Genomic DNA, 20,308 nt, shown 5'->3' on the forward strand with positions numbered 1-20,308 from the left:
AGCAAAAAGGACGAGGGGTGGCGCGCGCGGCGCGGGCGGGGGACGCGGCCACCGGCATGCGCGGGGGCGGCGGTGTCCGGGTGTGGCGGGTCGGGCCGCGCCCGGGGCGCATCGCCGCGCTCCCCCTCCGGCCGCGCGCGCCCACCCGTCCCCCGCCGCGGGCCCCGTCGCCCGCCCCAGGACCCGGGGCTCGCGCCCGCCGTGCACGGGAGCAGCCATGACGTGGAGCGTTCACGGTCACCGCCCGGGGCCGGCCGTACCCGCCAGGCGTGGCGCGGGAGCGCGGCGGGGCGGCCGGACCAGGGCGGTTCCGCCGTCCCCGCGGACGCGGCCGAGGGCACCCACGGCCGCCGGCGGACCCGAGCGGGGCCGGGCGCCGTCGTACCACAGGACCGGCGGCGGGGAGCTCCGCCGCGACCTGGTCCTGGGCTGGCCGCTCGCCGTGGCGCTGGCCGCCCTCGCCTGGGTGGCCACGGCCCGGCAGGCGGGGGACATGGGCGGCGGGCCCGGCACGATGGGCCTCGGGCTGCCGCCGTTCCTGGCGCTGTGGGTGACGATGACGGCGGCGATGATGCTGCCCTCGGTGGCGCCCGTGGCCGTGACCTGGGCCGGGTCGATCAGACGGACCTCCCGCGGGGCCGCGCGGGCGGGGCGGACCGCCGGATTCCTGGGCGGCTATCTGCTGGCCTGGACGGCGTTCGGGCTGCTCGCCTACGCGGCGCTGGCCCTGACCGGCGGACTCGTCGACGAGCACCCGGGCGCCGGGAGGTGGATCGCCGTCACGGTGTTCGCGCTGGCCGGGCTGCACCAGCTCGGCCCGCTGAAGAACGTCTGCCTGCGCCACTGCCGGTCGCCGATGACGCACCTGCTGCGGTACGCCGCCTTCCGGCCCCGGGCGCGGGATCCGCGGGTGGGGCTGCACCACGGGGCGTACTGCGTCGGCTGCTGCTGGGCGCTGATGGTGCTGCTGGTCCCGCTGGGGGTGATGAACGTGGCCGCCATGGCGGGGCTCGCGGCGGTCGTCTTCCTGGAGAAGCTGTGGCGGCACGGGCCTGTTGTGGCCAGGGTGACGGGGGTGGCGTTCCTGGTGCTGGCGGGGCTCGCGCCGTTCCACGAGTGGCTGCTGCCCGGACTGGCGGAGCCCGAGCCGCCTGACGACATGGAGATGACGGGGCTGCGCGGGCCGTGAACGGGGCGCCTCGGCGGTGGCGTCTCAGCGGTTGCGTTTCGGCGGTGGTGTCTTAGCGGTGACGTCTCAGCGGTGACGCCCGCCCCGTTCCCCGCCGCGCGCCGCGGGCCCGCCCCACGCGGGGCGGGGGTGGGGCAGCGGGCCGGCCGGGGGCGCGGGCCACGGCGGGGGGTGCGCGGGCGCCGCCCAGCCCTGGACCGGGGGCGCCCAGCCGTGGGCCGGGTGCCCGTACCCGGCCCCGTGGGCGTACCCGGGCGCGACGGGCCGGGGGTGCCGCGCCTCCCACCCCGGCTGCGGGCCCCACCCGGGCGGCGGGGGTATCGGGCGGGTGACGGTGAACGCCGCCTGCGCCAGCGCGGGCTGCACGGCCGCCCTGCGGTGCCACAACTGGTCGAGCAGCGCCCGCTCCCGGGCGCCGAAGTCCGCCGACGTGCCGCGCCGCTCCGCCCGCGCCCGCAGGAACGCCAGCGACGTCGCGAAGCCCAGGTACTCGCGCATCACCCGCGCCGCGGCCTCGCCGCCCGCCGCCCGGGCCAGGTCGCAGGCCAGTTTGCGGCCCTTCATCGAGGCCAGGGCCGCCGGCTCGGCCGCGGATATCCAGCCCGCCGCGGCGTACACCGGCAACTGCCGCCCCACCGTCTTCAGCTCGTTGTTGCGGGACCACACCGCCAGCCACACCATCAGCCCGAACACCGGCACCATGAACATGCCGTAGACGAGCACGAAGCCGGTGGTGCCCAGCACCGACGAGCCGTTCCACACCCCGTGCAGCAGCATCGCGGTCAGCAGCCCGCCGACCGGGGCGAGCCGCCGCGGCCACGGCGAGCGCGAGCGCGACGCCAGCGCGAACCCGAGGCCGGTCATGCAGGTGAACAGGGGGTGCGCGAACGGGGAGACGATCACCCGCATGAAGAACGTGGTGACGGTGGCGCCGCCCAGCGTCTCGTTGCCGAACGCCATGTCCTCGCCGAACGCCGTCCCCAGGTAGAGGATGTTCTCGGTGAACGCGAAGCCGGTCGCCGTGAGCCCGGCTATGACCACCCCGTCCACGATCCCGTCGAAGTCCTGCCGCCGGAACAGGAACAGCAGCCAGATCGCCACCCCCTTGGTGATCTCCTCCACCACGGGGGCCACCACCGTCAGGCTCAGCGTCTCGGAGTCGCCGGGGTTGACGGTGACCAGCCAGTCGGTCAGCCACCCGTTGGCGAAGATGGCTATCAGGGTGGCCGCGCACGAGCCCCAGCCGAACGCGAACAGCAGGTTGCGGCGAGGCTCCGGCTCCACCCGGTCCACCCACAGGAACGCGCCCACCAGCAGCGGCACCGGCAGCACCGACAGCGCGATCCCGGCGAGAAAGCCCTCGGTGCCCACCGACCGCTGCACCAGCGCCAGGATGGCGACGCCGCACAGCGCGAGCACGGCCGTCACCGCGCCCATGCGCAGCGCCGGACCCGGCCGGCGGAAGCGGCGGGGGCGGGCCGCCGGGGCCGGGGCGGACGGGCCCGGGAGTGCCGTGCGCGTCTCCTGTGACGCCAGAGGCCGGGGAAACGTCGGTGACGCCCCGCCGGGCGGCCGGGCCTCCGGCGACGCTGGCGGGCCCTGCTGCCCGCCACCGTCGTCCTCGTCCGGTGCCAGCGGTTGCGGGTTCACGTCAAAGACCTTAGGGGGAACGGAGGCACGGGCGCGGGGAGTACGGGACAACGTGCCGGCGGCCGGCGCGGGCCGCCCGCCGCGGTCCCGATCGGTTCAGCGGCGCTCGAACAGCAGGTCGCGCACCACGTGGCCCTTGCGCAACCCCTGGCGCTCGAACTTGGTCAGCGGCCGGGACGCGGGCCGGGGCGCGTAATCGGCGTGCAGGTTCCGCAGCGCGGGCTCGGCGCCGAGCACCTGGAGCATCTGCTCCGCGTACGGCTCCCAGTCCGTGGCGCAGTGCACCACCGCGCCCGGAGCGAGCCGGGAGACGGCCAGGCGCACGAACTCCGGCTGGATCAGGCGCCGCTTGTGGTGCCGCTTCTTCGGCCACGGGTCGGGGAAGAACACCCGCAGCCCCGCCAGCCGGCCCGGCGCCAGCATGTCCCGCAGCAGCACCACGGCGTCCCCGTTCACCACCCGGACGTTGCGCAGGCCCGCCTTCTCCACCAGGTGCAGCAGGTTGCCCTGCCCGGGTGTGTGCACGTCGCAGCCCAGGATGCCCGTCCCGGGGTCCGCCTGCGCCATGGCCGCCGTCGCCTCGCCCATGCCGAAGCCGATCTCCAGCACCACGGGGAGCCCCGGGTCGCCGAACAGCGCCCCCAGGTCCAGCGGGCGCCCGTCGGCCTCCAGCCCGTACACCGGCCACAGCCGCTCCCGCGCGTCCGCCTGCGCGGTGGTGATCCGGCCCCGGCGCGGGTGGAAGCTGCGGATCCGCTGCTCGGGGACGAGCCCGCCGGGACCGGCCGCGGGCTCCGCGGGCAGCCCGGGCCCCGCGGATACGGCCGGGGCGCCGGCGGCGGGCCGCTCCGGGGTGGCCGGAACCGAGCCCTCCGCGGTCGCGGGGCTCTGCTGGGGGGCGGAGGGGCACTCGGGTGCGGGGGAGTAAGTCACGATGCGGCAATTTTACGGTGGCCCTCCCCGCCCGCTCCCGGCGTCCCGGCCCCGCCCGGGACCCCCGCCCTCACGACCCCGCCTCCACGCCCTCCGTCCCACGGCCCCCGGTCTTCCGACCACGGCACCCGTACCCGCCGTTCGAATCCCCCCGTCACCGCAGCCCCCTCACCTCACACAACCGCCCCCCAGGTCACACACCCACCCCCGCAAAGCACCCCCTCAAGCCACCCGCGCCTCCGCCAGCGCGGCCAGCGCCCGGCGGGCCACCTCCTCCCCGATGGGCAGCGACGCCGTGGCGGCGGGCGACGGCGCGTTCAGCACGTGCACGAACGGACCCGAGCCCGCGAACAGGAAGTCGTCCACCAGCGTGCCGTCCGGCAGCACCCCCTGCGCCCGCACCCCGGCCGGCGCCGCCACCAGGTCATTCGGGCCCACCTCGGGCAGCAGCCGCCGCACCTCGTCCACGAACGCCCGCTTCGACACCGAGCGGCGCAGCTCGCCCACCTCGTGCCGCCAGTGCCGGCGGGCGATCCGCCACGCCCCGGGGAACGCCAGCAGGTCGGCCACGTCCCGCGGACTCGCCCGCAGCCGGGTGTAGCCCTCCCGGGACAGCGCGGGCACCGCGTTCGGCCCGGCGTGCACCCCGCCGTGCACGTCCCTGGTCAGGTGCACCCCGAGGAAGGGGAACGCCGGGTCCGGTACCGGGTACACCAGGCCCCGCACCAGGTGGCGGGCGTGCTCGGCCAGCTCCCAGTACTCCCCGCGGAACGGCACCACCCGCATCCCCGGCTCGTCCCCCGCCATCCGCGCCACCCGGTCGCAGTGCAGCCCCGCGCAGTTCACCAGCACCCGCCCGCGCAGCTCGCCCGCGGTCGTCTGCACCACCACGCCCTGCCCCAGGCGGGCGATCTCCCGCACCTCCGTCCCGTACCGCAGCTCGGCCCCGCCCAGCTCGGCGAGCGCGGCCAACGTCCGGGCGACGGCCGCGAAGTCGCAGATCCCCGTGGTGCCGACGTGGATCGCGGCGAGCCCACGCACATGCGGCTCGTACTCGGCGATCTGCGCGGGCCCCAGCTCCCGCACCGGGATCCCGTTCTCCCGGCCGCGCTGCACCAGGGCGTGCAGCCGGGGCAGCTCGGCCCGCTCGGTGGCCACGATCAGCTTGCCCGTGACCTGGTGCGGGATGTTGTGCTCGGCGCAGAACTCCACCATCCGGGCCGCGCCCCGCACCGCGAACCGGGCCTTGAACGAGCCGGGGCGGTAGTAGATCCCGCTGTGGATCACCCCGCTGTTCCGCCCCGTCTGGTGGAGCGCGGGCGCGTCCTCCTTCTCCAGCACGGCGACGGAGGTGCCGGGCGCGGCCCTGGTGATCGCATGGGCCGTCGCCAGGCCGACGATGCCGCCGCCGACCACCAGCACGTCGTAGCCGTACCCCACCGGCTCACCCCACTTCTCGCCCGTCCCCCGGCACTCTCCCTACCCATCCTGACGCCCACCACCGACATCGGGCCGGGGCCCGCCCGGCGCCGGGCGGGCCCCGGCCCGGTGCCGGGAGGGGAGGCGGTCCCGGGCGGCGGACCCGGGCGGGCGGGAGGAACCCTCAGGCGGGCGCCGCCACGAGCAGCGGCCTGGCCCGCTCCCGCAGCTCCATCACCCGCGGCTCGTTGCTGTACGGCTCCAGGCGGTGCAGCAGGTCGCGGACGTACTCCTGGGTGCGCGCGGAGCTGATCCGGCCCGCCACCTCCAGCGCCCGGGTGCCGACCGCGCAGGCCGCGTCCAGGTTGCCGGACTCCAGTTCGGCCACCGCGGACACCACCAGGCGCAGGCCGTGCGAGCGGCGGAACTCCTCCGTCGGGTTGGCCAGCGCCTTCTCGGTGAACCGCCGCACCTGCGTGGGCATCCGCAGGTCCCGGTAGCACTCGGCCGCGTCGGCGGCGAGCCGGTCGTAGGAGTAGAACGCCAGCCAGGACGGGTCCTGGTCGCCGGAGCGGGAGCGCTCCAGGTGGGTCTCGGCCCGGCCTATCGCCGTGCCGCAGGCCGCCGCGTCCCCGGCCTTGGCGTGCGCCCGCGCCTCCACCAGGTGGAAGAAGCTCATGGTCCGCGAGGTGGCCAGGCCCCGGTTGCGCTCGATCGCGGCCTGCGCCAGGTCGATGCCCTCGTCGGCGAAGCCCCGGTAGGTCGCCTGGAGGCTCATCGACGCCAGCACGTACCCGCCGAGCGGCACGTCGGCCGCCGCCCGCGACAGCCGCAGCGCCTGGATGTAGTACCGCTGCGCCGCCTCCTGCTGCCCGGTGTCGAACGCCATCCAGCCGGCCAGCCGGGTCAGCTCCGCGGTGGCGCCGAACAGCGAGCGCCCCACCTCGTCGCTGTACGAGCCGAGCAGCAGCGGCGCCGCCTCGACCCGCAGGCACTCGGGCACCATGCCCGAACGCCAGTCGCCGCCGCCGTACTTGCTGTCCCAGCGCCGCGCGTCCTCGGCGGCCTCCCGCAGCTTGCGCACGTCGCTGTGGCCCACGCGCCGGGAGGCCTGGTCCGCGCCGCGGCGGGCCACGGAGCCGTCGGCCGGGCTGATCAGCCAGCGGGAGGCCGGGATGGCGTACGCGGTCACCGCGAACGAGCCCGCCAGGAAGTCGCGCCGCCCGGCCAGGTCCAGCCGCCACAGGTCGGTGGCGCTGCGCACCGCCTCCCCGACGCCGCGCGGGAACTCCAGGCCCACCTCGGGCGCCGGGTCGGCGTCCGCCAGGCCGATCTCGTGCAGCGGGACGGGACGGCCGAGCTTGGCGCCGATGGCCGCCGCGATCAGGTGGGGGGCGGCGCCCTGCGGGATCATGCCCTTGGTGACCCAGCGGGCCACCGACGTCTTGTCGTAGCGGAGTGTCAAGCCTCTTTGCGCGCCAAGGTCGTTGACCCGGCGGGCGAGCCCGGCGTTGCTGATTCCGGCCAGGGCCAGCATGGCCCCGAGTTTCTCGTTCGGCCCACGCGCGCCTTTGTTCATGACGACTCCTCGAACCGCTTCCGGCGCCGAGCACCGGCAGCGCACGTGAACGAGCCGCGGCGGTGGCACGCGGATCCACCCTGCCCAGCCATCTGCCCAGCCACCCCCTCGGCGCCCATGCCGCCATCCCGGCTGGCCCCGGCCCCGTGACGGCCCCGCCCTGCCGGCCGCGGGTCCGCGCGGCCGGTGTCCTCGAGAGCGCGGAACCGGGGTGCCGGGAAAAACCGTGCTCGGGTTCCACCCAGCGTAGTTCGCCACATCCCGACCGTTAAGAGCCAGTGTTCCGTATGGCGAGATCTCATGCCTCGTGGCGAGGCTGGCCGCATGCGCGTGCTCCCGTCATGTGCTCGTGCGCCCGTGTGTGCGCTCTGCCGTGGCCCGTCGGGGAGCGCTTCCCTGTACGCGTGGGTCGGCCTGCCGTGAGGTCCGCGCCTGGCGGGCGGCGCGGCGGGCCGGGGGACACCGCCGTCACAATCCCCGCGGGCGGCGGGACCGGTCCGGGGGGCGTGCGGACGCTCCCCGGACTGTGGCCCGCCCGGCTGCGCTCCTGAAAAGCCGGGCATGTCCCTTGACAACGATGGCGCGAATTCACCGCCGCGCCAAGACAGTTCTGCCAGGAAGTCGCCCGGGGGACGCGGTCCGTGCGCCGCCGTCCCGCGGGCGGGCGGGCGCCACGCCGGGCGGCCCGGCTCCGGCCGAGCCGGAGTCGAGCGGCGCTCCGCGCGGCGGCGAGCCGCGGCACCGGCGCGCCACCGGGCGGCGGCACCCCGGCGCGCCCGGCCCCCGCAACCGCCGCCGGAAGCGGGCGGGACGCGGCCCACGGGCCGTCAAGTCCCTCTCCACCAGCGGGAAGACGCGCCTCCGCGAAGGAGCGCACACGATCGACACCCCGCGCGGCCCCACCCGGCCGCGCAGGCTCGCCGGCCCGCGAGCACGACCCCGGGCCGCGCAGGGGACGGCCCGTTCGAAGGCCGGTCCTCCACTTGGCATGTGCCACCACACGGCCCAACTACCGCCCTTTGCGCCCGCCCTCTGGCACCATGTTCGAAGACGTCACCGGCGGTCCGGGCAGGTCGGGCTCCGGTTGTCCACGGCCTGTGGAGGCGGCATGCGGTGGTTGGTGGGGTGGAGCGGGGCCGCCCCGAGCCTCGGTCCGGTCCCCGGCCACTCGGTCCGCCCGGTCGGCGCGCAGTTGCTGTGGGACGGGCCCGACCCCCTGTGGGCCGTGGGGGACTGGCGGCCCGACGAGATCCGGGTGATCGAGGCGGAACCCCACAAGCCGGCGCACAACGGCGCGCGCAAGGCGAGCCGGGTCGCCCCCGTACGCCTTGCGATTCTCGGCCGCTGCCGCGCCACCGACTCCGAACTCCGCCTCGGCCTGCACACCGCCAGGGGCGGTGCGCTGCGGCATCTCACCACCTGGCCGGGCAGCTACACCGCCGTCGTCCAGCAGGGCCGCCGGATCACCGTCCTCGGCGACCTGGCTGGCGCACGCCCGGTGTTCCACACCCCGTGGTCGGGCGGGACGGCGTACGCCACGGCGGCCCTGCCGCTCGCGGACCTGGTCGAGGCCGGGCTCGACGTCACCTACCTCGCCGCCCTCCTTGCCTGCCCCGACTCGCCCGAGGCCCTGCTGGACGGCACCCCGTACGTCGGGGTGCGCCGCGTCCCCCCCGGCCGCGCCCTGGTGCTGCGCGAGGGCGCGCCGCAGATCGCCGGGTACGAGCCCGCCGCCTCCCTCGCGGGCGGCTCCACCCCGCGCTCGGTCGACGAGGCCGTCGAGGCGATCAGGGACGCCCTGGTGGAGTCGGTGCGCGCCCGCCTCAGCGCCCCCCGCTCGGTGCCCATGGCCGACCTCGGCCCCACCCCGGGCATCGGCGCCGACCTCTCCGGCGGCAGCGCCTCCGCGACGCTCGCCCTGCTCGCCGCGGGACTGCCCGGCGCCCCCGGCATACCCGGCGCGCTGTCCGCCGCGGGCGAGCGGCTGCTCGCCGTCACCTTCAACGACATGTCCACCGGCGCCGTCCAGGACCGCGAGGCCGAACTGGAGCGCGCCCGGCGCATGGCGGCCGACCCCAGACTGCGGCACATCGTGGTGCCCGGCGGCGCCGAGGCGCTGCCGTACGCCGACCTCGACCACGGGCCCCTCACCGACGAGCCGGGCCCGTGCCTCGTCATCACCGGCCGCGTCCGCCGCCGCCTGGCCGCGGGCGGCACCGACCACCTCGTCGGATACGGCGCCCGGCAGGTCCTCGACGCCCACCCGGCCCGCCTCGCCGACCTGCTGCTCGACCGGCGCCGCCGCTCCATGCTGCGCCCGGCCGCCGCGCTGGCCCGCGCCGACGGCGGCTCGGCCCGCTCCGCCCTCATACCGTTCTCCGTGTACCGCGCCGCCCGGCGCCTGGCCCGCACCCCCTACCAGGACGGCGTGCGCGAGGCCGCGCGGCGGCTGCTGGAACGCGGCTTCGCCGAGCCCCGCGAGATCGGGCCCGCCCTGGAGGCGTCCCTGGAGGCGCTCAGTTGGTGCCGCCCCGGGCCCGCCGCCCGCTGGCTCACCGGCGAGGCCCTGGCGGAGGTGTCGGGGCGGCTGTCCGAGGCGGCCCGCGGCCCCGGCCCGGTCGAGCGCCCCGGCGCCCGCCGCGCCCGCGCCGCCCTGCACCGGCAGGCCGCCGACCACCGCGTCTTCGAGCAGGCCGCCGAGGTCCAGGGCCAGCGGCTGCACGCGCCGTTCCTCGACAACCAGGTGGTGCGGGCCTGCGCCGACCTGCCCGAGCCGCTGCGGGTACAGCCCGGCGCCCGCGCCGCCGTCCTGCGCGCCGTCCTCGCCGGCTCCGGCATACGCGAGCTGCCCGACGGCTGGGGCGCGACCAACCACGCCTCCACCGCCACCGCCCAGCGCGCGGGCCTGCGCACCGCCGTGGACGGCCTGATGGACATGTTCCAGCGGCCCCTGCTCGCCGACGCGGGCCTGATCGAGTCCCACGTCGTGCGCGACGCCCTCACCCAGGCGGCGAACGGCGCCCCGCTGCCGCTGGACGGCCTCGCGCAGATCGTCGCCACCGAGGTGTGGCTGGAGCGCCTGCTGGCCCGCCGCGGCTCCTGCTGGACCGGCGCCGACGCCCCCAGGCAGCGCGCCGTCGCGGGAGTGCGCCGCCAACCCCTGTGAGCGCCCCCGCACCCCGCCGCGCCGCCTCGCCCACAATGGACCGGTGCGGTATCTGATCCTCGGGGCGGCCCAGGCCCGCGCCGCCGACGGCACGGCCGTCCCCCTCGGCGGCGCCCGCCTGCGCGCCCTGCTCACCGCGCTCGCCCTGCGCCCCGGCCGCGCCGTCCCCGCGGACACCCTCGTCGACGACATCTGGGGCGACGACCCGCCGCGGGACCCGGCCGGCGCCCTCCAGGCCCTGGTCTCCCGGCTGCGCCGCGCCCTCGGCGCCGACGCCCTCACCGCGGACCCCGGCGGCTACCGGCTGCACGCCCGGCCGGACGACGTCGACCTGTACGCCTTCGAGCGGCTCACCCGCGACGGCGGCCGCGCCCTGGCCGGCGGCGACCCCGCCGCGGCGCTGCGGCTGCTCGACGAGGCGCTCGAGCTGTGGCGCGGCCCCGCCCTCGCCGACCTCCCGGACCGCGCCCGCGCCGCCGCCCGCCCCGACGCGCTGCGCCTGACCGCCCTGCACCGCCGCGCCGAGGCAGCCCTGGCCCTGGGCCGGCACACCGAGGCGCTGCCCCGACTGGAGGAGCTGGTCGCCGAGCACCCCCTGCACGAGCCGCTGCGTGCCCTGCTGATCCGCGCCCTGCACGCCTGCGGCCGCGGCGCCGACGCCCTGGCCGCCTACGAGGACGCCCGCCGCACCCTCGCCGAGCGCCTCGGCGCCGACCCCGGCCCGGACCTGCGCGCCCTGCACCGCGACCTGCTCGCCACCGCCTCGCCGCCCGACCCGCCCCGCCCCCGCGCCGGCAACCTCAGGGCCCGCCTGACCAGCTTCGTCGGCCGCGAAACCGAACTGGCCGCCCTCGCCGACGACCTCCCGCACACCCGCCTGGTCACCCTCACCGGGGCCGGCGGCTCCGGCAAGACCCGCCTCGCGGAGGAGGCCGCCCGCGCCGCCGCGGAACGCTTTCCCGACGGCGCCTGGATCGCCGAGCTGGCCCCCCTCGACCACCCGGCCGCCGTGCCCGGCGCCGTCCTGAGCGCCCTCGGCGGCCGCTCCACCGCCCTGTACACCTCCTCGCCGCGCGAGCCCCGCCCCGCCGAGGCCGCCGACACCACCGCCCGCCTGGTCGAGCACTGCGCCAACCGCCGCCTGCTGCTGGTCGTGGACAACTGCGAGCACCTGGTCGCGGCCGCCGCCCGCCTGGTGGAGACGCTGCTGGCCGCCTGCCCCGGCGTCACCGTCCTGGCCACCAGCCGCGAACCCCTGGGCGTGCCGGGCGAGGCCGTGCGCCCTGTCGAGCCGCTGCCCCAGGCCACGGCGCGGCGCCTGTTCACCGAGCGCGCCCGCGCCGCGCGCCCCGCGCACGACCCCGAGCGGGACACGGCGGCCGTCGCCGAGATCTGCCGCCGCCTGGACGGCCTGCCGCTGGCCATCGAGCTCGCCGCGGCCCGGCTGCGGGTGCTGACCCCGCGCCAGATCGCCGACCGCCTCGACGACCGGTTCCGCCTGCTCACCGGCGGCCACCGCACCGCCCTGCCCCGCCAGCAGACCCTGCGCGCCGTGGTGGACTGGAGCTGGGACCTGCTCACCGCGCCCGAGCGCACCCTGCTTCGCCGCCTGTCCGTCTTCTCCGGCGGCTGCCACCTCGCCGCGGCCGAGGCCGTCTGCGCGGGCGAGGACATCGACCGCGCGGACGTCCTGGACCTGCTCGGCGCGCTCGTCGACAAGTCCCTGCTCGTCGCCGAGCAGCCCCGCGAGGTGCCCGAGGACGGCGTCCGCTACCGGATGCTGGAGACCATCCACAGCTACGCCGCCGAGCGCGCCGCCGAGGACCGCGCCGACGCCGAGCGCACCGCGCGCCGCCACACCGCCCACGTCCTCGACCTGGTGCGCACCGCCGACCCGCGACTGCGCGGCCCCGGCCAGTTGCGCTGGATCGCCCGCCTGGAGGCGGAGCACGACAACGTGCGCGCGGCCCTGCGCCGCTGCCTGGACGCCCGCGCCGAGGAGGCGGCGCTGACGCTGGTGAACGGCATGGCGTGGTTCTGGACGCTGCGCGGCTACCGGGACGAGGCCGTGGCCTGGCTGCTGGAGACCACCGCCCTGTCCGCCGCGCGGGACGCCCCCGGCCCACCGCCCGCGGAACCGGACGCCCCGCTGTACTGGCCGCGCCTGGACGCCTGGCTGTTCCTGCTGTTCACCGCCATGGAGGCGCCCACCGAGGCGGAGCGCGCCGGCCTGTCCCTGCGCGCGCTGGCCCGCACCCTGGTCGCGGCCTACGACCGGCCAGGCCCGCAGTCCGCCCGGATGCCCGGCCTGGTGTGGCCGTTCACCGGGTTCTTCCTCGCCGAGCGCTTCGACATCGCGGCCCTGGACCGCCTGGTCGCCAACTGCCGCCGCCACGGCGGCCGCTGGGAGCTGGCCATGGCGGTGATGTTCCGGTGCGCCATCCTCACCGACGGGCACGGCGGCCTGGAGCGCGGCGCCCGCGACCTGGCGGAGGCCGAGGCGCTGCTGGAAGGCGTCGGCGACCTGTGGTCCCGGGCCCAGTTGCTCGGGGCGCGCGCCGACATCGACGCGGCGCGCGGGAACTGGGCGGCGGCCGCGGAGAGCCTGACGGAGGCCGTCGGCATCGCCGAGCGGCTGGGCGCCGCCCAGGAGCGGGCCCTGCTCACCGCCCGGCTCGCCGACGTGGCGCTGCGCCGCGGGGACGTGGCGGCCGCGGAGAAGACCGCGCTGCTCGCCGAGGGGTACGCCGAGCGGTGCGGGGCCTGGGACCCGCGCAACTACGCCCGCCAGGTGCGCGCCTGTGTGGCGCTGTACCGGGGCGAGACCGCCCTGGCCCGGCGGCTCGCCGACGCCGCCCGCCGGGACCTGGGCCGCGGCACCCCGCCACCGATCTTCCACGTGGCCGCGCACGGCCTGTCGGGCCGGATCCGGGTGGCCGAGGGCGACCCGGCGCGGGGCTTGGCCGAGTGCTGCGCGGGCCTGCGCGTCGCCCAGCGCAAGCGCTGCGACGAGCGCCTGTACGCCGCGGTGCTGGAGTGGGCGGCGCTGGCGTGCGCCGCGTCCGGCCGCCCCGGCACCGGCGCCCGCCTGCTGGGCGCGGCGACGGCGCTGCGCGCCGGGCTGCCCAGACCGGCCCCCGAGGCCAGGGACGCCGAAGCGGTGCGGGCCGCCGCCGAGGCCGCGCTGGGCCGCGACGCCCTGGAGCGGGCGCTCGCGGAGGGCGCGGCACTGGACCGGCGGGAGGCGCTCGCCCTGGCCGAACGGGACCTGGCCGCCCTCGACGCCGCCTGACCGGCCGTCCGGCGCCGCGCACCCGCCCGACGGCACGGCGAACCCCCGGCCGGCGGCGCCGTGGCGCCACCGACCGGGGGAGGGCTCACCGCCCGGCTCGCCGCGCTACGTCACCGACTGCGCCAGCAGCGGACCGGAGTCCGCCCGGTGCGTCCGCGCCCGCAGCCCGTCGAGCAGGATCTCCAGCACCCGCGCCGACGCCGCGGCCTGCTGCGCCGCGTCCGGAAGCGAGGGCGCCGCCGTCGCGATGACCAGCAGGACGTCCGCGACGGTCACGTCCGGCCGCAGCAGGCCCTGACCGCGGGCCCGCTCCACCATCTGCCCGACCACGTCGAGCAGCTCGGCCGCGCCGCAGGACGGCTCGGGCGGCGCCTGCGGCACCTCACCGGGCGAGTCCTGCCGCTGCTGCGGCATCAGCCCCGCGGCCGCGGAGGCCGGCGGACCCGCCGCCACCTCGCCCGCGGAACCGGCACGCAGCACCTGCGGGGGCAGCAACCTGCCCGCGCCCGAGCCCACCGCGTACCTGAGGAACCGCGTGAGCGCCGCCCACGGGTCCTCCTCCTGCACCAGCGCGGCGCGGGCCTGCTCGGTCAGCCGCGCCGTCTCCTCCTCGGCTATCCGCCGTACCAGTACGTCCTTGCTGGGAAAGCGCCGGTAGACGGTGCCCACACCGACCCTCGCCCTTCGCGCCACATCTTCCATCGGCGCGCCGTAGCCCAGCTCGCCGAAGACCTCTCTAGCGGCACGCAGAACGTGCTCCAGATTGCGTTGGGCATCCACCCGGAGGGGCGTCGCGCGCCCGCTCCCCTGTCCGCCACCCGCGACCGAAGCAGCTGCCACCACTGCTGTCTGCCATTGAGGGTCCGAAATTCGCATACTGCCCCCGAAAATGCAGTCTCCCCCCGGAGACTCCCCACCCCGTATGTCGATGGGCTCTTGGCGCGCCACCGACCGGGGTACGAACATAGTTCAGCACTGGACGAGAAAGAAGAGGGCGGGGCATATACGTGCCCAAAGGGCGCGCGGGAAATCAGGCACCACGGCCGCGCGCTCCGCCACGCCCCCCGAACGGACTACACCCACACGGGCCCGCCCCGGCACCGCAGCCACGGCCGCCACCACGCCCGTGACCTGCCGCTCCGCCGCCCGGAGCGCCCCGGGCCGGCCACCGCCGCCGACCGCAGTTCCGCGAGACCTGTAGACAAACGTCTGTCTGGCAGGGCGTCATGGAACAGTGGAACAACCCGCACGCATCCTCGTCGTCGGCGGCGGCTACGTCGGGATGTACACCGCGTTGCGCCTCCAGCGGAAGCTCAGGCGCGGCGAGGCGCACATCGTGGTGGTCGAACCGCAGCCCTACATGACCTACCAGCCGTTCCTCCCCGAGGCGGCCGCCGGGGCCATCTCCCCGCGGCACGTCGTGGTGCCCCTGCGTCGCGTCCTGCCCCGGTGCGAGCTGATCATCGGCGAGGTGCGCGGGGTGGACCACGCCGGGCGGGTGGCCACCGTCTCCACGCTCGCCAGCGAGGAGGACGGCTCGGGGCCCGTGGAGGTGCCCTACGACGTGCTGGTGCTCGCGCCCGGCTCCGTCTCGCGCACCCTGCCCGTCCCCGGGCTCGCCGAGCACGGCATCGGCTTCAAGACGGTCGAGGAGGCCATCGGGCTGCGCAACCACGTGCTCGAGCAGATGGACATCGCCTCCTCCACCCGGGACGCGGACGTGCGCGACGCGGCGCTCACCTTCGTCTTCGTCGGCGGCGGCTTCGCCGGCGTGGAGGCCCTCGGCGAGCTGGAGGACATGGCCCGCTACGCCTCCCGGTACTACCACAACGTCTCCCCTGAGGACATGCGCTGGGTACTGGTCGAGGCCAGCGACCGCATCCTGCCCGAGGTGGGCACCGAGATGGGCCGCTACGCCCTCAGCGAGCTGCGGCGGCGCGGCGTCGACGTGCGGCTGGAGACCCGCCTGACGTCCTGCGAGAACCGCGTCGTCGCCCTCGACGACGGCGACCGCCTCACCAGCCGCACCCTGGTGTGGACCGCGGGCGTCAAGGCCCACCCGGTGCTCGCCGCCACCGGGCTGCCGCTGGACGGGCGCGGACGGCTCAGATCCACCGCCACCCTCCAGGTCGAGGGCGTCGAGGACGCCTGGGGCGCGGGCGACGCCGCCGCCGTGCCCGACCTCACCAGACCCGGCGAGCTCTGCGCCCCCAACGCGCAGCACGCCGTGCGCCAGGCGCGGGTCCTGGGCGACAACGTCATCGCCCGTCTGCGCGGCGAGGCGCCCAGGGAGTACCGTCACTCCTACGCGGGCTCGGTGGCCACTCTCGGCCTGCACAAGGGCGTGGCGCACATCTACGGCCGCAAGTTCACCGGCTGGCCGGCCTGGTTCACCCACCGGACGTACCACCTGAGCCGGGTGCCCACCTGGAACCGCAAGGCGCGCATCCTGGCCGAGTGGACCCTGGCCGGGCTCTTCAAGCGGGAGATCGTGTCGCTGGGCTCGCTGGAGCACCCCCGCGCCGAGTTCGAGACCGCCGCGGGCGGCACCCCCACCCCACCGCCGAACAACCCTTCGACCCCCTGAACCGTCCCCACACCGACCCCCGCCGGGCCGACCCGCCCGCGACACCCCAGTTGTGCCGGGTGTCGGAGCGATCGGCCACACTGAGTACGTGACCATGCGCGCACCCGTACCTGCACAGAGTGACAATCGCGAGGAATCGGACGTTTGAACCTCACGCGTTGGAGCGCCCGGCTCCCCGGAACACAGCGCCGCGGCGCCGCGGCGTCCCGCACCGACCAGCGAACGGCACCGTCCGGCGTGCCGGCGGCCCGGGGCGAGCAGGGCGCCCGCGGGCCGCACCCCGCCGACGGCGTCTCCGTCCACGACGTACTGGGCCAGGTCCCGGCCCTCATCGCGGTCACCTACGGCCCCGCCCACCGCGTCGGCTACGTCAACGGGGCGTACGCCGAGGTCTTCGGCCCCCGCGGCACCGGCGCCCCGGCCCGCGACGCCCTCCCCGAGCTGGCGGAGCTCGGCCTGCTCCCGCTGATGGACCAGGTCTACCGAAGCGGCAGGCCCCGCACGGTCAAGGCCCGCCGCGTCACCTACGCCGCGCCCCGCGGCCCCGGCGCCGACCAGCCCGGCAGGCGCCCCGACCGGGAGGGGGCCGAGCCGCGCCACGGCTACTTCACCTTCGTCTGCACCCCGATCCGCCCCGGCCAGCACCCCGGTGACGCCCTCGCCGACGTCCCCCTGCCGCCCGTCCCCCTCGACGGCGACGCGCCCGAGCCCGAGCCCGCCGAGCCGCCTGCCGAGCCGCCCGCCCGCCGCGGCCTGCTGCGCCGCCGGGGCCCCGCCGGGGGCCGCGCCGCCGACGTCCGCGGCGTCCTGGTCTTCGGAGCCGACGTCACCGACCAGGTGCAGGCCGCCGACCGGCTGCGGGAGAGCGAGCGCCGCCACCGCGAGGCCGCCGTCACCCTCCAGCGCAGCCTGCTCCCGGAGGAGCTCGAGCAGCCCGACGACCTGCGCGTCGCCGCCATCTACCAGCCCGGCGGCGCCGACACCGCGGTCGGCGGCGACTGGTACGACGTCATCACCCTCGGCGGCGGCCGCACCGCCCTGGTCATCGGCGACGTCATGGGCCGCGGGGTGCGCGCCGCCGCCGTCATGGGCCAGTTGCGCACCGCCGTCCGCGCCTACGCCCGCCTCGACCTGCCGCCGCACGAGGTCCTGCAACTGCTGGACGGCCTCGCCGCCGAGATCGACCCCAACCAGATCGCCACCTGCGTCTACGCCGTCCACGACCCGAACGAGTCCCGCCTGGTCTACGCCTCCGCCGGGCACCTGCCCGTCCTCATCCGCGACGCCGACGGCACGGCGCGCCGCGGCCTGGAGGAGTCCGGCCCGCCCCTGGGCACCGGCGGCTGGCAGCACACCTCGGGATCCATCGCCCTCGGCCCCGGCGCCACCGCCGTCCTCTACACCGACGGCCTGGTCGAGCGCCGCGGCCAGGACCTGGACGACGGACTCGGCGCCCTCACCGACGCGCTCGCCGGCGCCACCGGGCCGCCCCAGGTCATCTGCAACCGCCTGCTGCGGGCGCTGGGCATCAGCGCCGACCACGACGACGACGTGGCGGTGCTCGTCCTCCAGTTGCCCGCCCGCGAGGGCGCCGACGCCGAGCTGTTCCGCAACGCCTCCCTCGACCTGCTGGGCGGAGTCGAGGCCGCCCCGCGCGCCCGCGCCTTCGCCTCCGGCGTGCTGGCGAGCTGGCGGTTCACCGACGAGCTGCGCGACCTGGGCGTCCTGGCCGCCAGCGAACTGGTCGCCAACTCCCTCCAGCACGGCACCCCGCCGATGCGGCTGCGCCTGCGCCGCACCGACCGCCGGCTGATCATCGAGGTCACCGACGGGGACGAGCACCTGCCCCGCCGGGTCCGCGCGGAACCGGCCGACGAGAAGGGCCGCGGCATCTCCATCGTGGCGACCATCGCCTCGAACTGGGGCTGCCGCCGCACCCCGGACGGCGGCAAGGCCGTCTGGTGCGAGTTCGCCCTGCCCCAGCGCTGAGCCGGGCGGCCCCACCTCCCCGGGGGCGGGGCCGCTCCCTCACACCGCGGCCGCCACCCGCCCGGCGGCCACGTCCACCGGCTCCACCGGCGCCGCGTTGTCCTGCCGCGCCGTGAGCCGCCGCGCGAGCCCGAGCCCGAGCACCGTCACCAGCACCGAGCACCCCACCAGCCCGACGATGTAGGGGCCGAACAGCGCGGCACCCGCCAGCGCCCCGCCCACCGCGGGCCCCACCGCCAGCGCCAGTTGCTTCACCAGCGCGAACGCCGCGTTGTACTGGCCCAGCATCGAGGCGGGCGCCAGCTCGGCGACCAGCGGCCCCAGCGTCGGCGACAGCAGCGCCTCGCCGATCCCGAACAGCGCGTATGTGCTGATCAGCGCCAGCGTCGCCACCTCGCGCCGCTCGTGCAGCAGCCCGGAGACCCCGGCCAGCACCCACGCCACGGCCCACACGGCCCCGACGGCGGCGATCACCCGGCTGCGCCTGGCCCGCTCCACCGGCCGCAGCACCAGGAACTGCGCCACCACGATCGCGGCGGTGTTCGCGGCCAGCGCCACGCCCAGCATCGCCGGCGAGATCCGGGTGACCTCGGTGGCGAACGCCGCGAGCCCCGACTCGAACTGCCCGTAGCAGGTGAAGAACAGCACCGCGCCCAGCACGCACACCCACACCATGGCCCGGTCCCCGGCCAGCGCCCGCCAGCCCCCGCCGGGCGAGGCCGAGGGGGCGGGCCCGCTCAGCCGGGCCCCGCCCGGCAGCCGCACCGTCCCCGCGACCGCGCCCAGCACCAGGAACATCGCCGCGTCGATCGAGAACAGCAGGGTGAACGTCTCCGGCCGCGAGGTGTCCACGATCAGCCCGCCCAGCAGCCCGCCGACGCCGAGCCCCAGGTTGTTGAGGAAGAACTGCGTGGCGAACGCCCGCGAGCGGGTCGCGCTGGTGGAGCACCACACGATCAGCGTGGCCAGCGCGGGCTGGATCACCGCCATCCCGGCGCCGATCAGCACGGCGGCGAGCAGCACCAGCGGCGCGGTCGTCGCCATGCCGAACCCGAACGCGCCGAGCGCCGCCGCCACCGCCCCCGCGAGCAGCACCGGACGCGGCCCCCGCCGGTCGATGGCCCGCCCCACGAACGGCAGCACCGCCAGCGCGGAGACGGCCACCGCCGAGAACACCGCCCCCGCGGTGCCGGCCCCGATGCCCCGCACATCGGAGACGTAGACGAACAGGAACGGCACGGTGAACCCGTTGCCGAACGCCCCCAGCGCGTTGCCGACCTGCACACGGCGCAGCGCCCCCTCCAGCCGGATCACTCCCCACCTCTTCCCACAGAGCTAAACACTTCAGACCTAAACTTCACCTCTAAACTCTACACGCCCGTAGACTTAAGCTCGAACGAGTCCCGTGGCATACTCGCGCCCATGACCTCACCCTCCGCCGACCCGACAGGTCCGGTGGTGCCGGCCGAGCCCGACATCGACGAGCAGGTCGCCATCTACCAGCGCGAGTTCCCCGAGGTGGACCCCCAGGTGGAGACGATCGTCTCCGCCCTCTCCCGCCTGAACCGCCGCATGAACGTGGCCTACGGCCGCCAGCTCACCGCCCTCGGCATCACCAACGCCGAGTGGGAGGTCCTCAAGGCCCTGGTCCTCGTCGGCAGGCCCTACCGCCTCGGCCCCGGCGACCTCGCCAAGCGCCTGGGCCTCACCCCCGCCGCCATGACCCACCGCGTCGACCGGATGGTCGCCGACGGCCTGGTCACCCGCGCCCGGGACGAGAACAACCGCGTGCGCGTGAACATCGAGCTGACCGCCGAGGGCCGCGGCAAGTGGCTGGAGGCGATGCGCATGGCCGCCGTCTTCGAGGCCGACGTCGTCCAGGACCTCACCAACGAGGAGCGCGGCACCCTCGCGGCCATGCTCACCCGGATGCTGGTCCGGGTGGAGGCCGACCAGCCGGACGCCGGCGGCCGCCTCAGCGACCTCGACTAGCCGCCCCACCTGGACACTTGACTTGCCCCCCGGCGATGCGTACTGTTCTTCGAGTTGTCTCGGCGTGAGCAACGGACGCGGCGTCTCCGCGGCCGGTCCCCGGACAACCATTCCGAGATTCATTCGCTGGAACCCAGCAGATGCACGACGCCGTCGCGCACCTGCTTGCTTTCCCGTGCCTGAATTCCGGAATGAGCGGCGAATCCCGGCTCGATTTGAACCGGGCGGCGAGGATCCGCTAAAGTTTCACTCGTCGGAACGGGCGGCCAACCGCCCGGAAAGACAAAGCGCGAAAGACTCTGATAGAGTCTGGAGCACAACGAAGGGAAGCGCCCGGAGAGACCGGTGAAAGGGTCTCGAAGGAAGCGTCCGTTCCTTGAGAACTCAACAGCGTGCCAAAAATCAACGCCAGAAGTTGATACCCCCTCGACAGGGGCCTGTGGTTCCTGTCGGTTGGGTTCCTTTGAAAATCACAGCAGGACGCTGGCGGGGGTCGCCGTTTTCCCGGTGAC

Annotated in this window: 12 protein-coding genes; 6 read left to right on the plus strand and 6 right to left on the minus strand. The window is 76.4% G+C overall.

The window, feature by feature from the left end:
* The first annotated feature begins 442 nt into the window (after nt 1-442).
* On the plus strand, nt 443-1,189 hold the full coding sequence (locus ACYVO2_RS01990) for a DUF2182 domain-containing protein (RefSeq protein ID WP_461005735.1): 747 nt from the start codon (nt 443-445) through the stop codon (nt 1,187-1,189).
* 66 nt (nt 1,190-1,255) lie between these two features.
* Here ACYVO2_RS01990 and ACYVO2_RS01995 read toward each other — a convergent pair whose 3' ends face one another.
* From ACYVO2_RS01995 to ACYVO2_RS02010, 4 genes are all read right to left on the minus strand, one after another.
* Entirely contained in the window at nt 1,256-2,626 is a 1,371-nt protein-coding gene (locus tag ACYVO2_RS01995) for a PrsW family intramembrane metalloprotease (protein WP_461005736.1), read from the minus strand.
* A 309-nt stretch (nt 2,627-2,935) separates the two neighbouring features.
* Entirely contained in the window at nt 2,936-3,772 is an 837-nt protein-coding gene (gene trmB, locus ACYVO2_RS02000; protein WP_461005737.1) for a tRNA (guanosine(46)-N7)-methyltransferase TrmB, read from the minus strand.
* A gap of 222 nt (nt 3,773-3,994) precedes the next feature.
* Nucleotides 3,995-5,212 carry an L-2-hydroxyglutarate oxidase gene (gene lhgO, locus ACYVO2_RS02005; protein WP_461005738.1) on the minus strand — a complete coding sequence of 406 codons (1,218 nt, stop codon included), beginning with the start codon at nt 5,210-5,212 and terminating at the stop codon, nt 3,995-3,997.
* A 163-nt stretch (nt 5,213-5,375) separates the two neighbouring features.
* A complete protein-coding gene (locus ACYVO2_RS02010; RefSeq protein WP_461005739.1) occupies nt 5,376-6,770 on the minus strand; it encodes an MFS transporter in 1,395 nt (464 codons plus the stop codon).
* A gap of 1,108 nt (nt 6,771-7,878) precedes the next feature.
* Between ACYVO2_RS02010 and ACYVO2_RS02015 the strand changes: the two genes are divergently transcribed.
* On the plus strand, nt 7,879-9,936 hold the full coding sequence (locus ACYVO2_RS02015; RefSeq protein ID WP_461005740.1) for an asparagine synthase-related protein: 2,058 nt from the start codon (nt 7,879-7,881) through the stop codon (nt 9,934-9,936).
* A gap of 43 nt (nt 9,937-9,979) precedes the next feature.
* Nucleotides 9,980-13,228 carry a BTAD domain-containing putative transcriptional regulator gene (locus ACYVO2_RS02020; protein WP_461005741.1) on the plus strand — a complete coding sequence of 1,083 codons (3,249 nt, stop codon included), beginning with the start codon at nt 9,980-9,982 and terminating at the stop codon, nt 13,226-13,228.
* Nucleotides 13,229-13,333: 105 nt separating this feature from the next.
* On the opposite strand, the gene ACYVO2_RS02025 is transcribed toward ACYVO2_RS02020, so the two are convergent.
* Nucleotides 13,334-14,104: a TetR/AcrR family transcriptional regulator gene (locus tag ACYVO2_RS02025; RefSeq protein ID WP_461005742.1), complete on the minus strand. Its 771-nt coding sequence runs from the start codon at nt 14,102-14,104 to the stop codon at nt 13,334-13,336.
* Nucleotides 14,105-14,462: 358 nt separating this feature from the next.
* On the opposite strand from ACYVO2_RS02025, the gene ACYVO2_RS02030 reads away from it, so the two are divergent.
* On the plus strand, nt 14,463-15,815 hold the full coding sequence (locus ACYVO2_RS02030; protein ID WP_461005743.1) for an NAD(P)/FAD-dependent oxidoreductase: 1,353 nt from the start codon (nt 14,463-14,465) through the stop codon (nt 15,813-15,815).
* A 144-nt stretch (nt 15,816-15,959) separates the two neighbouring features.
* On the plus strand, nt 15,960-17,804 hold the full coding sequence (locus ACYVO2_RS02035; RefSeq protein WP_461005744.1) for an ATP-binding SpoIIE family protein phosphatase: 1,845 nt from the start codon (nt 15,960-15,962) through the stop codon (nt 17,802-17,804).
* 39 nt (nt 17,805-17,843) lie between these two features.
* Here ACYVO2_RS02035 and ACYVO2_RS02040 read toward each other — a convergent pair whose 3' ends face one another.
* Nucleotides 17,844-19,109, minus strand: coding sequence for an MFS transporter (locus ACYVO2_RS02040; protein WP_461005778.1), 1,266 nt, complete (start codon nt 19,107-19,109; stop codon nt 17,844-17,846).
* A 117-nt stretch (nt 19,110-19,226) separates the two neighbouring features.
* Between ACYVO2_RS02040 and ACYVO2_RS02045 the strand changes: the two genes are divergently transcribed.
* Nucleotides 19,227-19,796 (plus strand): MarR family winged helix-turn-helix transcriptional regulator, encoded by a 570-nt coding sequence (locus tag ACYVO2_RS02045; RefSeq protein ID WP_461005745.1) that lies wholly within the window; start codon nt 19,227-19,229, stop codon nt 19,794-19,796.
* Nucleotides 19,797-20,308 lie beyond the last annotated feature (512 nt).

This window comes from Streptomyces capparidis, assembly GCF_054782095.1.

Coding starts and splice junctions, on each gene's coding strand:
- ACYVO2_RS02045 (WP_461005745.1), top strand. CDS start 19,227: ATGACCTCACCCTCCGCCGACCCGACAGGTCCGGTGGTGCCGGCCGAG.
- ACYVO2_RS02025 (WP_461005742.1), bottom strand. CDS start 14,104: ATGCGAATTTCGGACCCTCAATGGCAGACAGCAGTGGTGGCAGCTGCT.
- ACYVO2_RS02010 (WP_461005739.1), bottom strand. CDS start 6,770: ATGAACAAAGGCGCGCGTGGGCCGAACGAGAAACTCGGGGCCATGCTG.
- ACYVO2_RS01995 (WP_461005736.1), bottom strand. CDS start 2,626: ATGGGCGCGGTGACGGCCGTGCTCGCGCTGTGCGGCGTCGCCATCCTG.
- ACYVO2_RS02015 (WP_461005740.1), top strand. CDS start 7,879: ATGCGGTGGTTGGTGGGGTGGAGCGGGGCCGCCCCGAGCCTCGGTCCG.